The sequence below is a fragment of the Rhodococcus globerulus NBRC 14531 genome (genome assembly GCF_001894805.1).
GTDB classification, from domain to species: domain Bacteria; phylum Actinomycetota; class Actinomycetes; order Mycobacteriales; family Mycobacteriaceae; genus Rhodococcus_F; species Rhodococcus_F globerula.
Map to the genome: position 1 here is coordinate 1716933 of NZ_BCWX01000001.1, position 18223 is coordinate 1735155.

General features: G+C 61.7%; 17 protein-coding genes. 15 read left to right on the top strand and 2 right to left on the bottom strand.

Annotation, left to right across the window (positions count from 1 at the left end; translation table 11 throughout):
* Positions 1 to 33 precede the first annotated feature (33 nt).
* The gene (locus RG2_RS07765) at positions 34 to 3273 is read right to left on the bottom strand and encodes an arabinosyltransferase domain-containing protein (RefSeq protein ID WP_033231417.1); all 3240 of its coding nucleotides are present in this window, start codon (positions 3271 to 3273) and stop codon (positions 34 to 36) included.
* A gap of 270 nt (positions 3274 to 3543) precedes the next feature.
* Between RG2_RS07765 and hisD the strand changes: the two genes are divergently transcribed.
* The 11 genes from hisD (at position 3544) to hisF (ending at position 11556) form a co-directional block, all read left to right on the top strand.
* Complete coding sequence (hisD, locus tag RG2_RS07770; RefSeq protein ID WP_033230917.1) at positions 3544 to 4866, top strand: histidinol dehydrogenase; 1323 nt, start codon at positions 3544 to 3546, stop codon at positions 4864 to 4866.
* A complete protein-coding gene (locus RG2_RS07775) occupies positions 4863 to 5999 on the top strand; it encodes a histidinol-phosphate transaminase (RefSeq protein ID WP_033230916.1) in 1137 nt (378 codons plus the stop codon). The genes hisD and RG2_RS07775 overlap by 4 nt, the downstream gene beginning before the upstream one ends.
* Entirely contained in the window at positions 5996 to 6610 is a 615-nt protein-coding gene (hisB, locus tag RG2_RS07780) for an imidazoleglycerol-phosphate dehydratase HisB (protein WP_033230915.1), read from the top strand. Before RG2_RS07775 ends, hisB begins: the two co-directional genes overlap by 4 nt.
* Positions 6607 to 6756 carry a hypothetical protein gene (locus RG2_RS31755; protein ID WP_033230914.1) on the top strand — a complete coding sequence of 50 codons (150 nt, stop codon included), beginning with the start codon at positions 6607 to 6609 and terminating at the stop codon, positions 6754 to 6756. Before hisB ends, RG2_RS31755 begins: the two co-directional genes overlap by 4 nt.
* Positions 6757 to 6818: 62 nt before the next feature.
* Entirely contained in the window at positions 6819 to 7973 is a 1155-nt protein-coding gene (locus RG2_RS07785; protein ID WP_230589946.1) for an MFS transporter, read from the top strand.
* Positions 7960 to 8256, top strand: a complete 297-nt coding sequence (locus tag RG2_RS07790; RefSeq protein WP_033230913.1) for a DUF2470 domain-containing protein — start codon at positions 7960 to 7962, stop codon at positions 8254 to 8256. Before RG2_RS07785 ends, RG2_RS07790 begins: the two co-directional genes overlap by 14 nt.
* Positions 8257 to 8293: 37 nt before the next feature.
* The gene (gene hisH / locus RG2_RS07795; protein WP_033230912.1) at positions 8294 to 8929 is read left to right on the top strand and encodes an imidazole glycerol phosphate synthase subunit HisH; all 636 of its coding nucleotides are present in this window, start codon (positions 8294 to 8296) and stop codon (positions 8927 to 8929) included.
* Positions 8926 to 9189, top strand: a complete 264-nt coding sequence (locus RG2_RS07800) for a membrane protein (protein WP_033230911.1) — start codon at positions 8926 to 8928, stop codon at positions 9187 to 9189. Before hisH ends, RG2_RS07800 begins: the two co-directional genes overlap by 4 nt.
* A gap of 19 nt (positions 9190 to 9208) precedes the next feature.
* On the top strand, positions 9209 to 9943 hold the full coding sequence (priA, locus tag RG2_RS07805) for a bifunctional 1-(5-phosphoribosyl)-5-((5-phosphoribosylamino)methylideneamino)imidazole-4-carboxamide isomerase/phosphoribosylanthranilate isomerase PriA (RefSeq protein ID WP_033230910.1): 735 nt from the start codon (positions 9209 to 9211) through the stop codon (positions 9941 to 9943).
* A 9-nt stretch (positions 9944 to 9952) separates the two neighbouring features.
* Entirely contained in the window at positions 9953 to 10786 is an 834-nt protein-coding gene (locus tag RG2_RS07810; RefSeq protein ID WP_033230909.1) for an inositol monophosphatase family protein, read from the top strand.
* A complete protein-coding gene (gene hisF, locus RG2_RS07815; protein WP_033230908.1) occupies positions 10783 to 11556 on the top strand; it encodes an imidazole glycerol phosphate synthase subunit HisF in 774 nt (257 codons plus the stop codon). The genes RG2_RS07810 and hisF overlap by 4 nt, the downstream gene beginning before the upstream one ends.
* On the opposite strand, the gene RG2_RS07820 is transcribed toward hisF, so the two are convergent.
* On the bottom strand, positions 11553 to 12182 hold the full coding sequence (locus RG2_RS07820) for a TetR/AcrR family transcriptional regulator (RefSeq protein WP_033231415.1): 630 nt from the start codon (positions 12180 to 12182) through the stop codon (positions 11553 to 11555). The genes hisF and RG2_RS07820 overlap by 4 nt on opposite strands.
* Before the next feature lie 77 nt (positions 12183 to 12259).
* Here RG2_RS07820 and RG2_RS07825 point away from each other — a divergent pair, with 77 nt between their 5' ends.
* The 4 genes from RG2_RS07825 (at position 12260) to RG2_RS07840 (ending at position 18202) form a co-directional block, all read left to right on the top strand.
* Positions 12260 to 13741 carry a flavin-containing monooxygenase gene (locus RG2_RS07825; protein ID WP_033230907.1) on the top strand — a complete coding sequence of 494 codons (1482 nt, stop codon included), beginning with the start codon at positions 12260 to 12262 and terminating at the stop codon, positions 13739 to 13741.
* Positions 13742 to 13867: 126 nt separating this feature from the next.
* Positions 13868 to 17200 carry a protein kinase domain-containing protein gene (locus tag RG2_RS07830; RefSeq protein WP_033230906.1) on the top strand — a complete coding sequence of 1111 codons (3333 nt, stop codon included), beginning with the start codon at positions 13868 to 13870 and terminating at the stop codon, positions 17198 to 17200.
* A 134-nt stretch (positions 17201 to 17334) separates the two neighbouring features.
* On the top strand, positions 17335 to 17811 hold the full coding sequence (locus RG2_RS07835; RefSeq protein ID WP_341477499.1) for a DUF3558 domain-containing protein: 477 nt from the start codon (positions 17335 to 17337) through the stop codon (positions 17809 to 17811).
* A gap of 52 nt (positions 17812 to 17863) precedes the next feature.
* Positions 17864 to 18202 carry a hypothetical protein gene (locus tag RG2_RS07840; protein ID WP_033230904.1) on the top strand — a complete coding sequence of 113 codons (339 nt, stop codon included), beginning with the start codon at positions 17864 to 17866 and terminating at the stop codon, positions 18200 to 18202.
* The last annotated feature ends 21 nt before the right edge of the window (positions 18203 to 18223 follow it).

Below are 18223 nucleotides of genomic sequence, written 5' to 3' on the forward strand. Positions count from 1 at the left end.
ATACAGGTGTCCAGAAAGGTGGCTTTTGCAGGATCAGAATTCAATCGTCATCGGACCGGGAGTCCACATACCCGAACGTTGCACGCGGGATTCGTCGAGTTCCGCGGGTACCGCCGCAGGATCCAGTCGAGTGTATTTCTCGATCGAACCCCAGTCGCGACCCCAGTCGTTGTCGAGATACGACGGTATGGTCTGCGCACTGACGAGGAGATCGATCCACCCGAGCGGACCACCACCGAAGTGGTCCTGCCACGCTGTGGTCACGAGTGCGCCGCTGTGATCGGGCAGGATGCGGTACTCGGGAACCTCGGCAACGCCGACGCGATGATCGAACGGGCGCTGGCACGGAAAGGCCAGACCCACAGCCCAATCCAACATCACGGGAGTTTCGGAACCGACAACGTCCTGCAGTTTCTGTGTTTGCGGTACACGCGGCGGAGTAACCGCTACCCATTGATCGTCCTTGCTGTCGAGATCGCTGACAACAAGACGAATAGTGTTGGCTTCCACAGGAATCTGGTCGAGAGGAACGCGAAGGTTGCGCCACGACGGCGACGGGCCGATGTCGAGAGGTGCGATTCGGCCACCGATTTCGACGTCATCGGCACCTCGCGCGGTGCCGTATTCGACCTCGACGTTCTGCCCGTACGTGACGATGCCGTCAGTGTCGACGGATCGGACGCGTCCGGCTGCGGCGATGGAAATGATGTCGCCGCGGGTGCCGCTGTCGCTGAGGTCGGGAAGTTGGTACCACCCACTGGTCAGGGTGCCCGGTGCGGCTTGGCCGTAGCTGCCCATCACCGGAGTTGTGGCGGGATCGAGGCCGAACGGCAACGCGACCGAACTGCCGTTGACGCCGGTCACTCCAGCACCACCACCGGTTCCGGCGGAGTTTCCGGCCGTGGTCTCGTCGCTGTCGACAGTGTTGGCACCACCGGTGGCGGTCGCTTCCTTGTCGGCGCTGAGGTCGCCGGCAACACCGTTCGGATCAAATCCGGTGACGCCGCCGGCTGAAAGTGCGGTTGCGATGTCGCCGGACAGCGGCGTCAGCATCGATGCGTTCGGATCTGTTTCGAGCAGGACGTCGTTGGCTAGTCCACAGGGTTGTCCGAGCACCGCGTCGACGTTCGCGCGACCCACCGAATAGGCCGGGTACTGGCTGATCACGCCCTTGGACATCGAGAGAACTTCGAAGAGAACCATGGCACCGGCAGCGACGGTCAGCGGTGAGATGGCCAGCAGGCGAGCCTGACGCGGCGACATCTCCTTGCCGACGGTGTACGGCTCACGGAAGAAGAACCACGCGGCGACCCCGAGCATCAGCACGGTCAGCCCGAGGAGAACGGTGCTCGCGCCGAGCCCACTGATCGATACGGGTTTGTCCCACCAGGGAACGCTGTAGCTCGAGACGTAGTAGTTGCTGTTGCTGCCGGTGAACGCCACTGCGAGCAGGAACAGCACGCCTGCGGCGAACAGCGCGCGATTGCGCGGGGAACGTAGAAGGGTGGTTCCGACCGCAACTGCCGTCATCATTGCGAGAATTGCTGTCAGCCCCGCGAAGATCCCGAAGTGGTGAGTCCACTTGGTGGGCGAGAACATCAGCAGCGGCAGCGCGCCGATGGTGAGACCGACAATTCGCCGCGGCGGGCCGGCGGCCAATCCGGGGATGCGGCCGCCTTTGCGGAGCATCATCGCGGTGCAGACTCCCAGGCACAGGAACATGACAAACACGCCGAAGCGCCGTGTCAGTGATCCGTCAACGGAGATGTTGAGCAGGTACTGGTAGCGCAGATATTCGTCGAACCACGGGGCGTTCGGTGAGATCGAGTGAACGCGCTGCATCTCGATGACGGCGGCCAGGCTCTGATCGCCGAAGGCGGGGATGAGAATCGACAGTCCTGCAGCAAGAAGCGGTCCGACGGCAGCGAGGTAACCGGTGGTCCGAGCGCGTTCGACGATGATGCCGATGACGGGACGGATGCCGGCGATCAGCGCGGCGAAGCAGATCAGCCCGGACGGACCTGCCGTCAACGTGAACCCGGCAATCAGAATTGCGACGGCAACCGGCAGGAGTCGACGTGTCGCGATGGCGCGTTCGATCGAGCACCACGTCAGGAGAACACCGAGTGCAACAATCGGTTCGGGGCGCAATCCGTTGTTGAACGGGAGCCAGAATGCGAGAAAAACGAGCGCGCCGGTCCAGAGAGCAAGACGGTTTCCGCGGATTGCTGCGCCGAGACGCGGGGCGACCTCACGACTGATGACAAGCCACGCGACGACGCCGGCCACAAGTGCTGGGAGCCGGACCCACGGGCTTGCCGGACTGATGTGCGCGAGCAGTCCGAGGATGTTGTAGTAGGGAGTTCCGAACGGTGTTTCCGGGACGGCGAACCAGCGGAAGTAGTTCGACATGTACCCGGATTGCTCAGCTGCCCTGGCCATCGTGAACTGGTAGCCGTCGTCGGTTGTCGTGGCTCCGATGAAGTGCCACAGCACCAATGTTCCGATGACAACACCGTCGACGCGGGTGAATTTCCACCACCTCGTCGGCAGAAATTTGCGGCTGTGGCGGCCGTCGAGATTATCGAGGCGGTGCAACGCGACGAGCGAGATGATTGCGGTCAACGCGCCGAGAATCATGGCGAGCGTTTTGATCGTCGACGGGCTCGACGTGAATCGGGAGTCGGAGACTATCGAGACGTCCAATCCGGCGGCAGCGGTGTTCAGGTCGCTGAACACTCCGACAACTTGCGGCCGGTGGTCACCATCGAGAATCCGTGGCTCTGACCCGGTGACGGAGACCGTCGTCCGGGTGGGCTCGGCGAGCACCGTCAGCGCACAACCGCCGGGGAGTTCGTCGAGCGGTCCCGAGAACACAACCTCGTCCCGCAGGATCGCGTCGACGCGTGCGGGTGCGTCTGCCGATGCGGGCGACACCGTAGCGACAAACCCGTAGCGACGCGCATCGGCGGCGCGTGCGGGCGCGGTAGATACGAGGGTTCCACCCGTTGCTGCCAGCTCGTTTATCGACGCGCACGGAATGGAGGCCTCGAACCGCTGCGGTGTGTACGAGACGAGGGGGGATTCGACGCTGGTCGTCGAACCGGCCTGTGGCCAGTTGATGTTGGCCGTGTCCTGCTGGATAGGCAGGAACGGTATGGATACACACGCGAGGATTCCGAGAATGGAGGCAACGATTGCCACCATCCTTGCGTGCGACTGCCGTGCGGCGCGCTGCGGAATCGGCGGGTTGGGAGGTGCGGCCACGGCCACGTCACTGTCTGTCACGACTTTCGACCCTAGCGGTGCGTGACGCGTTTGTTATAAACACAGCGACCTTCGAAATGTCGGATGTGGAATTTGCCTAAATCCCGCGACGCCGATCGACAGTGACCGCCGCCACTGGCGGCGATGGCGGGTGGTCGCTGAGCGCCGCAGGTGGACCGGTGCTTAACAGGGTGCGACTATCCTGAATAATTGACGTCAGTTCTGTGTTCTCTCCGCGAGACACAGGTCCCCCGTTTGCGTACGAGAGGAACTCTCATGCTTGCCCGCACCGACCTGCGTGGTCGTACCCCATCCACGGCCGAACTTCGTGCCGCGCTTCCCCGAGGTGGAGTGGATGTGGATGCGGTGCTGCATCAGGTTCGCCCGATGGTCGAGGCCGTTCGCGATCGCGGCGCAGAAGCTGCTCTCGAGTTCGGCGAGAAGTTCGACGGCGTTCGTCCCGGGTCGGTTCGTGTGCCCGCAGCTGAGCTCGAGCGCGCACTTCGTGAACTCGACCCCGCAGTCAAGGAAGCCCTCGAGGTTGCGATCGAGCGCACTCGCAAAGTGCACGCCGATCAGCGTCGCAAGGACACCGTCACAGAGGTCGTTCCGGGTGGCACGGTCACCGAGCGTTGGGTTCCGGTCGAGCGTGTTGGTCTCTATGTTCCCGGCGGCAACGCCGTGTATCCGTCGAGCGTTGTCATGAACGTCGTCCCGGCTCAGACCGCCGGCGTCGGATCGTTGGTTGTCGCTTCGCCTCCGCAAGCTGACTTCGGCGGATTGCCGCACCCCACCATTCTTGCCGCCGCAGCGATGCTCGGCGTCGACGAGGTGTGGGCCGTCGGCGGCGGGCAGGGCGTCGCCCTGCTGACCTACGGCGGAACCGACACCGACGGAACAGAGCTTGTCCCGGTCGACCTCATCACCGGTCCCGGCAACATCTATGTCACTGCCGCAAAGCGTCTGTGCCGCGGACTGGTCGGCATCGACGCAGAAGCCGGTCCCACCGAGATCGCGATCCTCGCCGACCACACCGCTGACCCGGTCCACGTTGCCGCCGACCTCATCAGCCAGGCCGAGCACGACGTGATGGCCGCCAGCGTCCTTGTCACGACCAGCGTTGAATTGGCCGACGCGGTCGACAAGGCTCTGGCTGCGCAACTCGAGATCACCAAGCACCGCGAGCGCGTCACCACCGCCCTCACCGGAAGCCAGTCCGGAACCGTTCTGGTCTCGGACGTCGCAGCTGGTCTCCGCGTAGTCAACGCCTACGCGGCCGAGCACCTCGAGATTCAGACCGAAGACGCCACCGGTGTCGCAGCTCAGGTCACCAGCGCCGGAGCGGTTTTTGTCGGTCCGTGGGCGCCGGTCAGCCTCGGCGACTACTGCGCCGGCTCCAACCACGTTCTGCCGACGGCCGGCTGTGCGCGTCACTCGTCCGGACTGAGTGTGCAGACGTTCCTGCGCGGCATCCACGTGATCGACTACTCCGAATCGGCATTGAAAGATGTTGCCGGACATGTCATCACGCTGGCCAATGCTGAAGACCTGCCGGCTCACGGTGAGGCTGTGCGTCTGCGGTTCGAGGCTCTGCGATGAGTGCTGTTCCTGGAGGATCGATTTCCGTCGACGCGCTCCCGATTCGCGAGAACCTGCGCGGCAAGTCGGCGTACGGTGCTCCGCAGTTGACGGTTCCCGTACAGCTCAACACCAATGAGAACCCGCATCCGCCGACGCAGGCGCTCATCGATGACGTCGCCGAATCCGTGCGTGAAGCGGCCAAGGAACTGCACCGTTACCCCGACCGCGACGCTGTGGCGCTGCGGACGGATCTTGCTGCGTACCTGTCGAAGCAGACGGGAGTACCGGTCACCGTCGACAACCTGTGGGCGGCCAACGGATCGAATGAAATCCTGCAGCAACTACTCCAGGCCTTTGCCGGTCCTGGACGCAGCGCGATGGGATTTGTGCCCTCGTACTCGATGCACCCGATCATCGCGGACGGCACCGATACGGAGTGGGTCGAGGTCTTCCGTCGGGATGACTTCGCATTGGACGTGGATGCTGCCGTCACCGTGATCGCGGAACGTCGACCGGATGTCGTGTTCGTGACCAGTCCCAACAACCCGACCGGCCACAGTGTCGGCATCGCGGAATTGCGACGCATCCTCGAGGTGGCGCCGGGCATCGTGATCGTCGATGAGGCTTACGCCGAGTTCTCCGCCGCCCCCAGCGCGATGACGCTCATCGACGAGTTCCCCACCAAGATCGTGGTCACACGCACGATGAGCAAGGCGTTTGCGTTTGCCGGTGGCCGACTCGGCTACCTGGCTGCCGCCCCCGCGTTCATCGATGCATTGTTGTTGGTGCGCTTGCCGTATCACCTCTCGGTGGTCACGCAGGCTGCCGCGCGCGCTGCGCTGCGTCACGCCGACGAGACCCTCGCCAGCGTTCACGCATTGTCAGCCGAGCGTGATCGGGTATCGAAGGCATTGGCGGACACCGGTTTCCGAGTGATTCCCAGTGACGCGAACTTCATCTTGTTCGGTCAATTCACCGACAGTGCGCAGGCGTGGAAGGAATACCTCGATCGAGGTGTCCTCATTCGCGACATCGGCATCCCCGGATATCTGCGGGCGACGGTCGGACTCGAAGCCGAGAACGACGCGTTCATCACAGCCAGTGACGAGATCGCCGGTACAGAACTCATCAACGCAGGAGAAACGGCATGAGCGATCGCATTGCGCGGATCGAACGAACGACGCGAGAATCCAGCATCGTCGTCGAATTGAACCTGGACGGGACCGGCATTGTCGACGTTTCCACCGGCGTTCCGTTCTTCGACCACATGCTCACCGCGTTGGGTACGCACGCCAGCTTCGACTTGAGTGTTCAGGCGAAAGGTGACGTCGAAATCGACGCTCACCACACCGTCGAGGACACCGCCATCGTTCTCGGTCAGGCGTTGGGTCAGGCATTGGGGGACAAGAAGGGTATTCGCCGATTCGGTGATTCCTTCATCCCGATGGACGAAACCCTCGCGCACGCGTCCGTCGACGTGTCCGGCCGTCCGTACTGCGTGCATACCGGGGAACCGGATTACATGGTGCATTCCGTCATCGGCGGGTACCCCGGCGTTCCGTACCACGCGGTGATCAACCGCCACGTTTTCGAGTCGATCGCGCTCAATGCTCGTATCGCCCTGCATGTTCGGGTTCTGTACGGACGCGATCAGCACCACATCACGGAGGCCGAGTTCAAGGCTGTTGCTCGCGCTCTGCGTGAGGCCGTCGAGCCGGATCCGCGCGTGAGCGGCGTGCCTTCGACGAAGGGAACTCTGTGAGCGTCCTCTTTACCTATCTGTTGTTCATCGGCGCGGGAATCGCTGTGGGCGGGGCCTACTCGATGTTCAAGGTGAACAAATTGGCGTCGGGAATCCTTCTGGCACTGGCAATTCTTGCAGCGGTAGCCGGCGCGCTGCGCATCTGATGGTCGAACGCACATCATCCCCGGGGTTACTCCGAACCCCGGGGATGATCAGTGTCCTGGTCATGGCTGCTGCTGCATTTGGTGGCTGGTCGTTACTGCTTCCGGTTGTTCCGTTGGTGGTGGCGCAGTCGGGTGGCTCCGACGCCTTGGCCGGGGCCGTGACGGGCGTCTTCATGGCGGCTACTGTGCTGACACAGTTGCTGGTGCCGCGCTTGTTGAGGACTCGCGGCTATCGTCCTGTACTCACTGCGGGGTGCCTGTTGCTCGGGCCACCGTCGCTGGTGCTGTTGATGTCTTCCGATTCGATTGCGGCGTTGTCGGTGTCGGCAGTGCGCGGTGTCGGATTCGGTTTGCTCACGGTCGCCGGCGGCGCACTGGTCGCGGAATTGGCGCCCAGGCGGATCCTGGGCCGAGCTACCGGAGCCCAGGGCATCGCGATTGCCGCCTCTCAAATGGCAGGGTTGCCACTGGGTTTGGCGATAGCGGCACGATGGTCGGCCACACCGGTCTTCGTTTTGGGTGCCGTGGTTCCGGCGCTCGCGGTAATCGCCATCACCCGCTTGCCGAAATTGCGCGCTCAGCCAACCGGCACGTCTGCGCGAGTGAGTGTGTTCACGGTGATCGTCCCCGTGGTCGCGCTTGCGTGTGTGTCAGCGTCGTTCGGCGGCTTGTCCTCACTGTTGCCCATCGCAATTTCGGATCGTGCCGCAATCGCCGGCGTGGTGCTGGCGACGGCCAGCGGGTCCATGCTGGTGGGTCGATACTCAGCGGGATTGATCTCCGATCGATTCGGTAGCGGCAAGATGCTCGCACCGGCCTTGGTGTCGGCGACAGTCGGTCTCCTCCTGTTCGCCCTGAGTGTCGATGACGGTGCGAATGTGGTGTTGATCGGCGCTGCAGTGCTTTTCGGGTTCGGATTCGGTGCTGTGCAGAATGAATCCTTGGTCATGGCTTTTTCGGCGGCAGGTCCAAAACGCATCGGATCGGCCAGCGCGATCTGGAACATCGCATACGACGCCGGAACTGGAATCGGCGCGATTGCGCTGGGATTTGTGGCATCGGCGTCGGGATACACGTGGGTATTCATCGTCTCGGCAAGTGTCGTCGCGTTGATCCCGGCACTCGCTGTGGCCGGCACATCGATCGGCCGGCGGGGCGATCCGAAACCGGACAACCACACGGCAGGTTCTAAGATCCGGAGTTATGACAACCTTTGACGACACGGTTATCGCCGGTGTGACCGCTCATATGAATGCGGATCACACGAGCGACAATCTGATGATCGTTCGGGCTTTCGCGGAGCCGACCGCGACCAGCGCGCGAATGGTGGGACTCGATTCGGTTGCGGGCGAGTGGGTTGCCGAGGTCGACGGGACGGAAAAGCTCGTGAAGGTTCCGTGGCCCGAGCCGGCAGTGGACCGCGCCGCCATCCGGACGCAAGTGGTTGCTCTGTGTATGGACGCGTACAACAAACTTGGTGTCGCGAGGCCCGAGCACTGATCGCAGTAGCGTCAGACGTGCCCGATAGAGTTGGGGCATGAGCGCTTCCACGATTGCCGTCCTCGACTACGGCTCCGGCAACCTGCATTCGGCCACCCGCGCATTGGCGCGCACCGGCGCACAGGTGGAGGTAACCAGCGATCCCAAGGTGGCGCTGGCCGCAGACGGCCTGGTCGTTCCCGGCGTCGGCGCTTTTGCTGCGTGCATGGAGGGCCTGCGTGAGGTTCGGGGTGAGCGGATCATCGGTCAGCGCCTCGCGGGCGGACGGCCGGTTCTGGGCATCTGTGTCGGTATGCAGATCCTGTTCGAGCGCGGCGTCGAATTCGGCGTCGAAGCCGAAGGGTGCGGCGAGTGGCCCGGCACTGTCGAGCGCTTGAAGGCCGATGTGTTGCCGCACATGGGATGGAACACCGTCGAAGCACCCGAGTCCAGCACGCTGTTCAAGGGCATCGACGCGGACACCCGTTTCTACTTCGTCCACTCGTACGGTGTGCAGAACTGGGAACTGCCGCCGTCCGAGCACATCGCTGCTCCCAAACTGACGTGGGCCGATCACGGCGGAAAGTTCCTCGCTGCCGTCGAGAACGGTGCGCTGTCCGCAACGCAGTTCCACCCCGAGAAGTCGGGCGATGCGGGTGCTGAGTTGCTGAGCAACTGGGTGCAGAGTTTGTGACCGGACCTTCCGGCAAGTACAGCGGAGACAACTTCTCGTTGGCTCGTCTTGCGCTGTTCTCGCTCGGCGCCGCCGTGGCTGTTCTGGCAGTCACGACGGTGATCGTCGTTCTGGTGGATCCGACGCCCGTCGTGGGGCTCGTGATCGGCCTCGTCGGGGTTGGCGCGGCCATCGCGGCGATGGGCGTCGTGTCGAAGCGGATGACGCGAAATGCCTTCGGCGACGGTGATCAAGACCCGACACACGGTTCAAGGTCCTGACCGACTAGGGTTATCGCACGTGAGCCTGGTCCTTTTGCCTGCTGTGGATGTTGTCAACGGTGAAGCTGTTCGCCTCGTGCAAGGAGAGGCGGGAAGTGAGACCGGTTACGGGTCGCCCCGCGACGCCGCCCTTGCGTGGCAGAACGACGGTGCCGAATGGGTACATCTTGTCGACCTCGACGCCGCCTTCGGGCGCGGATCCAACAGCGAACTGCTGGCAGGCGTCATCGGTGACCTGACGGTCAAGGTCGAACTGTCCGGTGGAATCCGTGACGACGCCTCCCTCGAAGCTGCACTGGCCACCGGCTGTGCTCGCGTCAACCTCGGCACCGCTGCCATCGAAGATCCCGAGTGGTGCGCTCGTGCATTGGCCAAGTACGGCGACAGGATTGCCGTCGGCCTCGATGTGCGTCTGGTCGACGGCCAGTACCGTACCCGCGGGCGCGGCTGGGTCACCGACGGCGGAGACCTCTGGGAAACCCTCGCTCGTCTGGACCGTGACGGCTGCACGCGTTACGTCGTCACCGACGTATCCAAGGACGGAACCCTCACCGGTCCCAATCTCGAACTTCTGAGCCAGGTGTGCGCCGTGACCGACGCCCACGTTGTTGCATCCGGTGGTGTTTCAACCATCGACGATCTGCTGGCCATCTCCAGCCTCGTTGATCAGGGCGTCGAAGGCGCGATTGTCGGCAAGGCGCTGTACGCCGGCCGCTTCACCCTTCCTGAAGCACTTGCTGCAGTTTCCGGTTAGATTCGCTTGATGAACCCGCCGCGTGACCTCGACGAACTCCTCGCGATTGCCGGTGGGCTGCTTGACGGCGTTCACGATCAGTTTGTTGCCGGTGTGGGTTCGCCGAGCGCAGTCCGTAAGGGTTGGGCCGATTTTGCCACCGAGGTGGACCTCGCGCTCGAGAAGCGGTTGTCGTCGGAGTTGTTCGATCGCACCGGGATTGAAGTGCACGGCGAGGAATTCGGCGGGCCCGACATCGAGTCCGGGCTCGTCTGGGTTCTCGATCCCGTCGACGGCACGTTCAACTACTCGGCCGGGCTCCCGCAGGCCGGCACTCTGCTGGCATTGCTCGACGACGGCGTTCCGGTCCTGGGGTTGACCTGGTTGCCGTTGATCGGACATACCTACGCGGCAAAAGCGGGCGGCCCGTTGCTGGTGAACGGCAGCGCCGTACCACCCTTGGCATCCACTGATCTGGCGTCGTCGATCGTTGCGCTGGGTGCGCTCAACGCGAAGAGTCGCGGACGAATTCCCGGCAGCTATCGGCTGGAAGTACTGGCCGAAATCAGCAAGGTGTCTTCCCGTATCCGTATCCACGGCAGCACGGGAGTTGATCTGGCCTTCACCGCGGCAGGCATTTTGGGCGGCGCAATCGTCTATGGGCACAATGCGTGGGACAACGCGGCGGGCGTTGCCCTTGTCCGCGCGGCAGGTGGGGTAGTCACCGACCTCGCCGGTAACCCGTGGACCGTAGAATCGGGTTCGGTACTTGCTGCCGCTCCCGGTGTTCACGGTGAAATTCTCGACATCCTTACATCGCTCGGTGATCCGCGCGCTTCGTCCTCAGGAGGACCAACGTCATGACCCTCGCAGTTCGTGTGATCCCGTGCCTCGACGTCGATGCCGGACGAGTGGTCAAGGGTGTCAACTTCGAGAACCTTCGCGACGCGGGCGATCCGGTCGAACTGGCCGCAGCGTACGACGCCCAAGGCGCCGACGAGCTGACCTTCCTGGACGTGACCGCGTCGACGTCTGATCGTGGCACGATGCTCGACGTCGTAAGTCGTACTGCCGAGCAGGTTTTCATTCCGCTGACGGTGGGCGGCGGTGTACGCACGGTCGAGGACGTCGACCGCCTGCTGCGCGCCGGAGCCGACAAGGTCAGCGTCAACACCGCAGCCATCGCACGTCCTGAACTGCTCAAGGAATTGAGTGAGCGTTTCGGTTCGCAGTGCATCGTCTTGTCCGTCGACGCAAGGACGGTTCCGCAGGGCCAGCCGGACACGCCGTCCGGCTGGGAGGTCACGACGCACGGTGGCAAGCGCGGAACCGGCATCGACGCGGTCGAGTGGGCCGAGCGCGGCGCAGAGTTGGGCGTCGGAGAGATCCTGCTCAACTCCATGGACGCTGACGGCACCAAGGCCGGTTTCGACCTCCTGATGATCCGCGCGGTCCGCGCCGCCGTTCACGTTCCGGTGATTGCCAGCGGCGGCGCCGGTCTGGTCGAACATTTTGCGCCTGCCGTCGAAGCAGGCGCCGACGCAGTCCTCGCGGCAAGTGTCTTCCACTTCGGTGACCTGAGCATCCCGCAGGTCAAGGACGCCATGCGCGCCGAAGGGATTGTTGTCCGCTAGGTGTTTTCTGCTCGGATTCCGTCGAACATCATCCGGGTGATCGCCTGATTGAGGGCGGTGCAGTCCACGGACGACTCGGCTCGCAGTCCCTGTATGCCGCTGGCCAGCATCATGCCGTTGACGGCCTGGGCCGTATTCGCGATGTCGAGGTCGGCGCGAAGGTATCCGCATTCGACGCCGTGACGGAGATATCCGGCAGTCAGTGCGGCGGCCTGGTCGAGTAGGTCGAGCATCCGGCCGGTCAGGTCGGCGTCGACCCCCGTTGTCTCGAAGAGCAGCACCCGCGGGATCCGTGGGTCGTCGAAAAAGATACGGGGGAGTACATCCGCGATGCGGGCTACCTGAGCTCGGTACTCGTCCAAGGTGTTGGCTGCGTCCGGCGCATTGTCGGTGGCCAGTGCGTCGATGATCTTGGCAATCAGATCGTCGATAACGTGATCGATGATGTCGCGTTTGTTCTCGAAGTATCGGTAGAACGTGCCGTGGCCGATACCGAGAGTTGTTGCAATATCAGCGATTCCGGTGGCGTGATAGCCCCGTTGGGCAAAACACTCGAACGATGCGTCGATGATCTCGCGGCGTAGTTCCGCCTTTTTTCGCTCCGCTCGGGTTATGGCCTTCGTCACGCTGAAGATGATACCGTTTTCCATAACGGAATGACGTGTCAGTTTCTGATGTGCGGTTCACGAGGGGATTTCAACTGATGGCAGTGCAGTACGACGCAGTAGTGGTCGGGGCGGGCTTTGGCGGAATGGGCGCAGCCATTCAACTCAAGCGGTTGGGCCTGAACAACCTGGCGATCCTCGAACGCGAGGATGATCTGGGTGGAACGTGGCACGTCAATCGCTATCCGGGATTGGCGGTCGACATCGCGTCGGTCACCTACTCGTATTCGTTCGAGCCCAATCCGCACTGGTCGAGGCTCTTTGCGCCAGGTGCGGAATTGAAGAAGTATGCCGACCATGTCGCGGACAAGTACGACCTACGACGCCATATGACATTCGGCGCCGTCGTGAACGGCGCGCGGTGGGACGAGGACGAGGCGCACTGGGTGGTGTCCGTGGACGGGCAGCCTGAGATCACCGCGACCTATCTACTGACGGCGACGGGCTTTCTCTCTCAGCCGCATCGGCCGGATATCTCCGGCATCGACGAATTTGCGGGCAAGATCATTCACACCACGGCGTGGGACGATTCGTACGATCTTGCCGGTACGAAGACGGCAATCATCGGAACCGGCGCTACTGCAGTGCAACTCATTCCCGAAGTTGCGCGCCAAGCCGCGGATCTGACCGTGTACCAACGCACGCCAATCTGGGTTGTTCCCAAGCTCGACGTCCCCATTCCGTCGGCCGTCCAGAAGCTCTTCTCTCGAATTCCGTTGACCCAGCGGATCGCGCGAGCTGTCAGTTCCGGAATTCTGGAAATGATCATGGTGAGCGCTGTCTTGCACTACAAGCAGGTGAAGTTGCTCAACAAGGGCGCCGCAGCAGCATCGCGTGCCTTCCTGCGGTCGCAGGTCCGCGACGCGGCGCTGCGTAAGCAGCTCACTCCCGACTACGATTTCGGATGCAAGCGACCTACCTTCTCCAACAGCTACTTCCGTACATTCACCAAACGAAACGTTCACCTCGAGACCACGTCGATCGACCACATTGCCGCCGACGGTATCGTCACGGTTGACGGTCGTAAGACCGAGATCGACACTCTGGTGCTGGCTACTGGGTTCAATCTGTGGGACGTCAACTTCCCGGCCATCGAGGTTATCGGCCGAGAGGGCAGAAATCTCGGAAAGTGGTGGCGTGACAACCGTTTCCAGGCGTATGAGGGAGTGTCCGTCCCGCATTTCCCTAACTTTCTCACCCTCGCGAGTCCCTATTCGTACAGCGGGCTGTCCTACTTCACGACCATCGAATCGCAGATGCAGCACATCGAGCGACTGTTCGGTGAACTGAAGCGGCGAGGAGCCGACACCTTCGAGGTCACCGAGGCCGCCAATACCGAGTTTCTCGACCGAATGACCGAAAACCTGGCGGACTCCGTTTTCTACGGCGGCAGTTGCCAGACCGCGCGAAGCTATTACTTCAATCAGCACGGTGAGGCGGCTATCCTGCGGCCAACATCGACGCGCAACGCATTTGTCGAGGCGAAGCGCTTCCCTCTCGAGGCCTATTCGATCTCCTGAGCTTTCCTGCGCTTGTTTCCTGGCAAAGGGCGACGGTGCGCTGCGGCAAAAAGGGATATCCTGATTTTGGGCTTCTCGAGATCAGTGCCAGCGAATCTTCGGGGAGGGTTGGTTGGTGCAAGGTTGATGTCGGAAATCGATCCGTTTGGTACGCAGCGTGCTGATCCGTTCAGCACGGCGCACGATACGTCGAACGTCGTCTCCGAACTGGAGATGTCGGGGCTGGAGGACGCCCGCGAGATCGGGCGTGGAGGCTTCGGCGTCGTCTATTGCTGTTCGCAGCCGCGCTTGGATCGCATCGTTGCTGTCAAGGTCCTGACCGCAAGCGTTGAACAGGAAAACGATGCTCGCTTCGTCCGTGAACAACACGTGATGGGGAGGCTGACCGGTCACCCGAACATCGTCAACGTTTTGCACGTCGGCACCACTGCAAGCGGTCACCCGTACATCGTGATGCCGTATCACCCGAGAGGATCTCTGGAAACAAGAATTCGTTCGACGGGTCCGCTGTCGCTGAACGAGACTCTTAGGCTCGGAGTGAAAATTGCCGGCGCCCTCGAAAGTGCTCATCGACTCGGGATCCTCCACCGGGACGTCAAACCTGCGAACATCCTGTTCACCGACTATGGCGAGCCGGCGATCACGGATTTCGGTATCGCGCACATCGTGGGCGGATTCGAGACGTCCACCGGTACCGTGACGGGATCGCCGGCGTTCACGGCACCCGAAATTCTCAGCGGAGAGCCGCCCAGCGTTGCGGGAGATATCTACGGTCTCGGTGCAACATTGTTCTGCGCTGTGTCCGGGCACGCGGCATTCCAACGTCGCAGCGGCGAGGAATTGATCGCGCAGTTCTTGCGCATCACGACCGAGCCGATTCCCGACCTCCGTGAACTGGGAATCCCGGAAGGGATGTCCGCGGCGATCGAGCACGCGATGTATGGCGACCCACTTCGGCGGACTGCTTCTGCCCGCGAATTCGGCGAAGACCTTCGGAAGATCCAGTCGGTTAAAGGTTTTCCCGTTACCGATATGGCGCTGCTGGCAACTGAAGCGGGTGAGGAAAGTCAGCAGAACTCCGGAGCGTCAGATGGCAATGTCCTCGTCAGATACGCAGGCTCGTCTGCGACAACCACGTCCCCGCCCCCTTCCGGCAATTTGCCGTTGGAACTGACCAGCTTCATCGGTCGGCGGCGAGAGTTGACCGAAACCAAAGCGAAGATTCTCGAATCGCGGCTGGTCACATTGACGGGTATCGGTGGCGTAGGAAAGACTCGGCTGGCGGTGAGAGTCGCAGCGGATCTGCGACAGAAATTTGACGACGGAGTGTCCGTAGCCGAACTGGGCGAACTCCAGGACGCGTCTTTGCTTGCCGAACTTGTTGCGTCCTCGCTCGGGATCAGAGACCGAACCGGCCCCCTCGACGACGTATTGGCTGACTTTCTTGCCAATCGGAACGTTCTGCTTTTGCTGGACAACTGCGAACACCTGGTTGATGCAGTAGCCGATCTGGTCACGTTTCTTCTGCGCGTGTGTCCGGACCTTCGCATTCTCGCAACCAGTCGTGAACCGCTCGGTATCGGTGGCGAGACTGTCCTTCGGGTGCCACCGTTGTCCGTGCCCGCCCCCGACCGCGAAACGTCGATTCACGGTCTGTCCAGATTCGACGCGATCACGCTGTTCACTGATCGCGCCGCCGCGGCATTGCCTGGATTCGAGCTGACTGAGGGAAACAAGGTCACGGTTGCGCGGATTTGTCAGCGGCTCGACGGATTGCCCCTACCCATCGAATTGGCTGCAGCCCGATTGCGTTCGATGTCCGTCGAACAGATCCTGGATCGGTTGACCGACCGGTTCAAGCTTCTCACACTCGGTAGTCGTAATGCGCCGTCCCGTCAACAGACCTCGAGGTTGTGCATGGACTGGAGTTACGACCTCTGCACCAGGTGGGAACAGCAGTTGTGGGCGCGGCTGTCCGTTTTTGCCGGTGGCTTCGAACTCGATGCAGTGGAAAGCATTTGCTGCGGCGATCACAGTGCGGACGAGTTGCTCGACGGAATGGCCTCGCTGGTCGACAAGTCGATCCTGATCCGCGAAGAATCGGAAACGGTCGTGCGTTTCCGGATGCTCGATACGCTCCACGACTACGGCCGCGAGAAGGCAGAGGAATCCGGCGACTACGGTTTGTTGCGGCGGCAACATCGCGACTGGTATCGAAAGATGGTGCTGGAAGCGGAAACCGAATGGATCAGTGCCCGGCAGAAGGACTGGATTGATCGATTGGGGAGAGAACAATCAAATCTCCGCGACGCGATGGACTACGCGGAGTCGACGCACAGTGACGACCGCCTCGGGCTGCAGATCGCCGGCGCACTCTTCCCATTCTGGCTCTCGCGTGGACTTTTCAGCGAGGGGCGCTATTGGCTCGACCACCTCCTGGACATCGATGTCGAGCATCCGACCGTCGACAGAATCAAAGCGCTATGTGCCAGTGGCGTTCTCGCCGAAATCCAGGGTGCGCTCGATGTCGCGGCGGCGCGTGTTGCCGAAGCGGTCGAGCTGTCCCACAAGCTGGATGTGTTCGATCACCTGGACTTGTCCGAGCATCTCGACGAGTGGACCTCGCAGGCTAGGGTGATCCAAGCGCAAGGCTGCCTCGAACTGTTTCTCGGCGACACTGCGCGCGCGTGTGACTACCTCCGGAAGGCGTTGGACCTGGTCGGCACCGGCGATGATCTCGCCTTGCGGGTGTGGATTCTGAACACGCTCGGGATGGCGTACGAAGCCAATGGTGAGACGGACCAGTCGATCTCCTGTCATGAGCAGGTTCTTGCGATCACGCAGCGCACCGGCGAATCGGTGTACCGGTCCTACTCGCTGTGGTCGATGGGCGTCGCGGTCTGGCGTCAAGGAGATCTCGCTTACGCAGCGGACCTTGTCAAACAGGCATTGCGTATCGCCGAACGCGTCGAGGAACCGCTCACGGCGACGGTGTGTTTGGACGCGCTTGCATGGATTGCCGGCGCCGAACACGACGAACGTCGCGCCGTGGTCTTGATGGGCGCCGCCGAGGCGATCGTCGACATGGTGAACAGTTCTCCGGTTCTGTTTCCGAGCTTGGGAAACTATCGGCAGCGATGCGAGCAGGAAACGCTTCGTGCGCTTGGCAGCCAGGCTTTTCGCAGTGCCCGGAATCAAGGGCACGCCCTGGACTTTCACGAGTCCGTAGCCTTTGCGCTGCAAGAGAATCCGTCGGCTACCGGCCAGGAGGCCGGATTGAGTGCGCGCGAACAACAGGTTGCCGACCTCGTCGCTGTCGGCCTGGATAACAAAGCCATCGCGGATAACCTGGCAATCTCGGTTCGGACCACGCAACGGCATATCGAGCACATTCTGACAAAGCTCGGTTTCACCTCGCGCACACAACTCGCGGCGTGGGAGTTGGAGCAGCCCTCGTAGCGCTGGGGATCATGACTTGTCGCAATGGATGTAGTCGGGCGGAACCGTGCGGTACTCCCGTGCGTCCAACTGGGTGAAGCCAATGGACAAGGGGGAGTGCTGTGAGGCCGTGGGGCGCTTGTCTGTCGGTTTCTGTGGTCGCTCTACTTGGGGGATGTTCCTCGACGGTTGTGGGTGAGGCTTACCCGGTCGATTCGATCGGAATGTTCGATCCGTGCGCGGTTCTGAGTCACGATGAGCTCTTGAACTTGGGTGTTGATCCCGGCACGCAGGAGGCCGACCTTTTCAATACGCACATCGATGGATTCAATGTCTGCTCGTGGTTCGGACCAGAATATTATCTGGGTCTCACATCAACAAAATACACGCTCGACGACGTGAAGGCGAACCCTGAGTATCGTGATTTCAGTAGTGGGAGTGTTGCCGGGCGCGAAGTTTTGATCTTCCTGGATGCAGCAGATGTCGAGAGTGCGGCATGCAATTTGGTATTCGCAACAGTGCAGTCCACCGCAATGATTCGAATCGATAAAAAGTTTGGCGAGCCGCAGGACGAAGAGCCTTGTGCACTCGTAGAACGGGTAGCACAAACAGTAGTTCGGCTACTCCCGTAGCTGTCCGGATCTTTGTGTCAACTGAAAATCAAAGTTTAAGAGTGAGGGATGAATGTCCAATTCGGAATCGGAACTTAGTATCGACACCGACGTCGCACAACCAATTGCCACTGCGTGCGAGATGCTCATCGCTGAGTATCGTCGCATGATCGTTAGCGCTCGACACCTCAAAGGTCTCGGAGGATTCGGCACGCTGGATTCTGGGCTTGCTCTTCAGGACAAGTTTGAGGGAAAGGCTTTTGGTAGTCCAGACTCATTGGTGAATGCGTTGGAAAGTCACATCGCCGCAGTCGATGGCATGCGCGCGTACTTTCAGAAGTGCATCGACAATGCAGTAACACAAGACCAAACCAATGTTGACTCTCTCAGGGGTGTGGGTCAGACCAACTGAATTATGTTCATTATCGGACGG

Excerpts from the sequence above, each read along its gene's own strand:
- hisD (WP_033230917.1), top strand. The coding sequence starts at position 3,544 with ATGCTTGCCCGCACCGACCTGCGTGGTCGTACCCCATCCACGGCCGAA.
- RG2_RS07775 (WP_033230916.1), top strand. The coding sequence starts at position 4,863 with ATGAGTGCTGTTCCTGGAGGATCGATTTCCGTCGACGCGCTCCCGATT.
- hisB (WP_033230915.1), top strand. The coding sequence starts at position 5,996 with ATGAGCGATCGCATTGCGCGGATCGAACGAACGACGCGAGAATCCAGC.
- RG2_RS07785 (WP_230589946.1), top strand. The coding sequence starts at position 6,819 with ATGGCTGCTGCTGCATTTGGTGGCTGGTCGTTACTGCTTCCGGTTGTT.
- RG2_RS07790 (WP_033230913.1), top strand. The coding sequence starts at position 7,960 with ATGACAACCTTTGACGACACGGTTATCGCCGGTGTGACCGCTCATATG.
- hisH (WP_033230912.1), top strand. The coding sequence starts at position 8,294 with ATGAGCGCTTCCACGATTGCCGTCCTCGACTACGGCTCCGGCAACCTG.
- RG2_RS07810 (WP_033230909.1), top strand. The coding sequence starts at position 9,953 with ATGAACCCGCCGCGTGACCTCGACGAACTCCTCGCGATTGCCGGTGGG.
- hisF (WP_033230908.1), top strand. The coding sequence starts at position 10,783 with ATGACCCTCGCAGTTCGTGTGATCCCGTGCCTCGACGTCGATGCCGGA.
- RG2_RS07825 (WP_033230907.1), top strand. The coding sequence starts at position 12,260 with ATGGCAGTGCAGTACGACGCAGTAGTGGTCGGGGCGGGCTTTGGCGGA.
- RG2_RS07830 (WP_033230906.1), top strand. The coding sequence starts at position 13,868 with ATGTCGGAAATCGATCCGTTTGGTACGCAGCGTGCTGATCCGTTCAGC.
- RG2_RS07840 (WP_033230904.1), top strand. The coding sequence starts at position 17,864 with ATGTCCAATTCGGAATCGGAACTTAGTATCGACACCGACGTCGCACAA.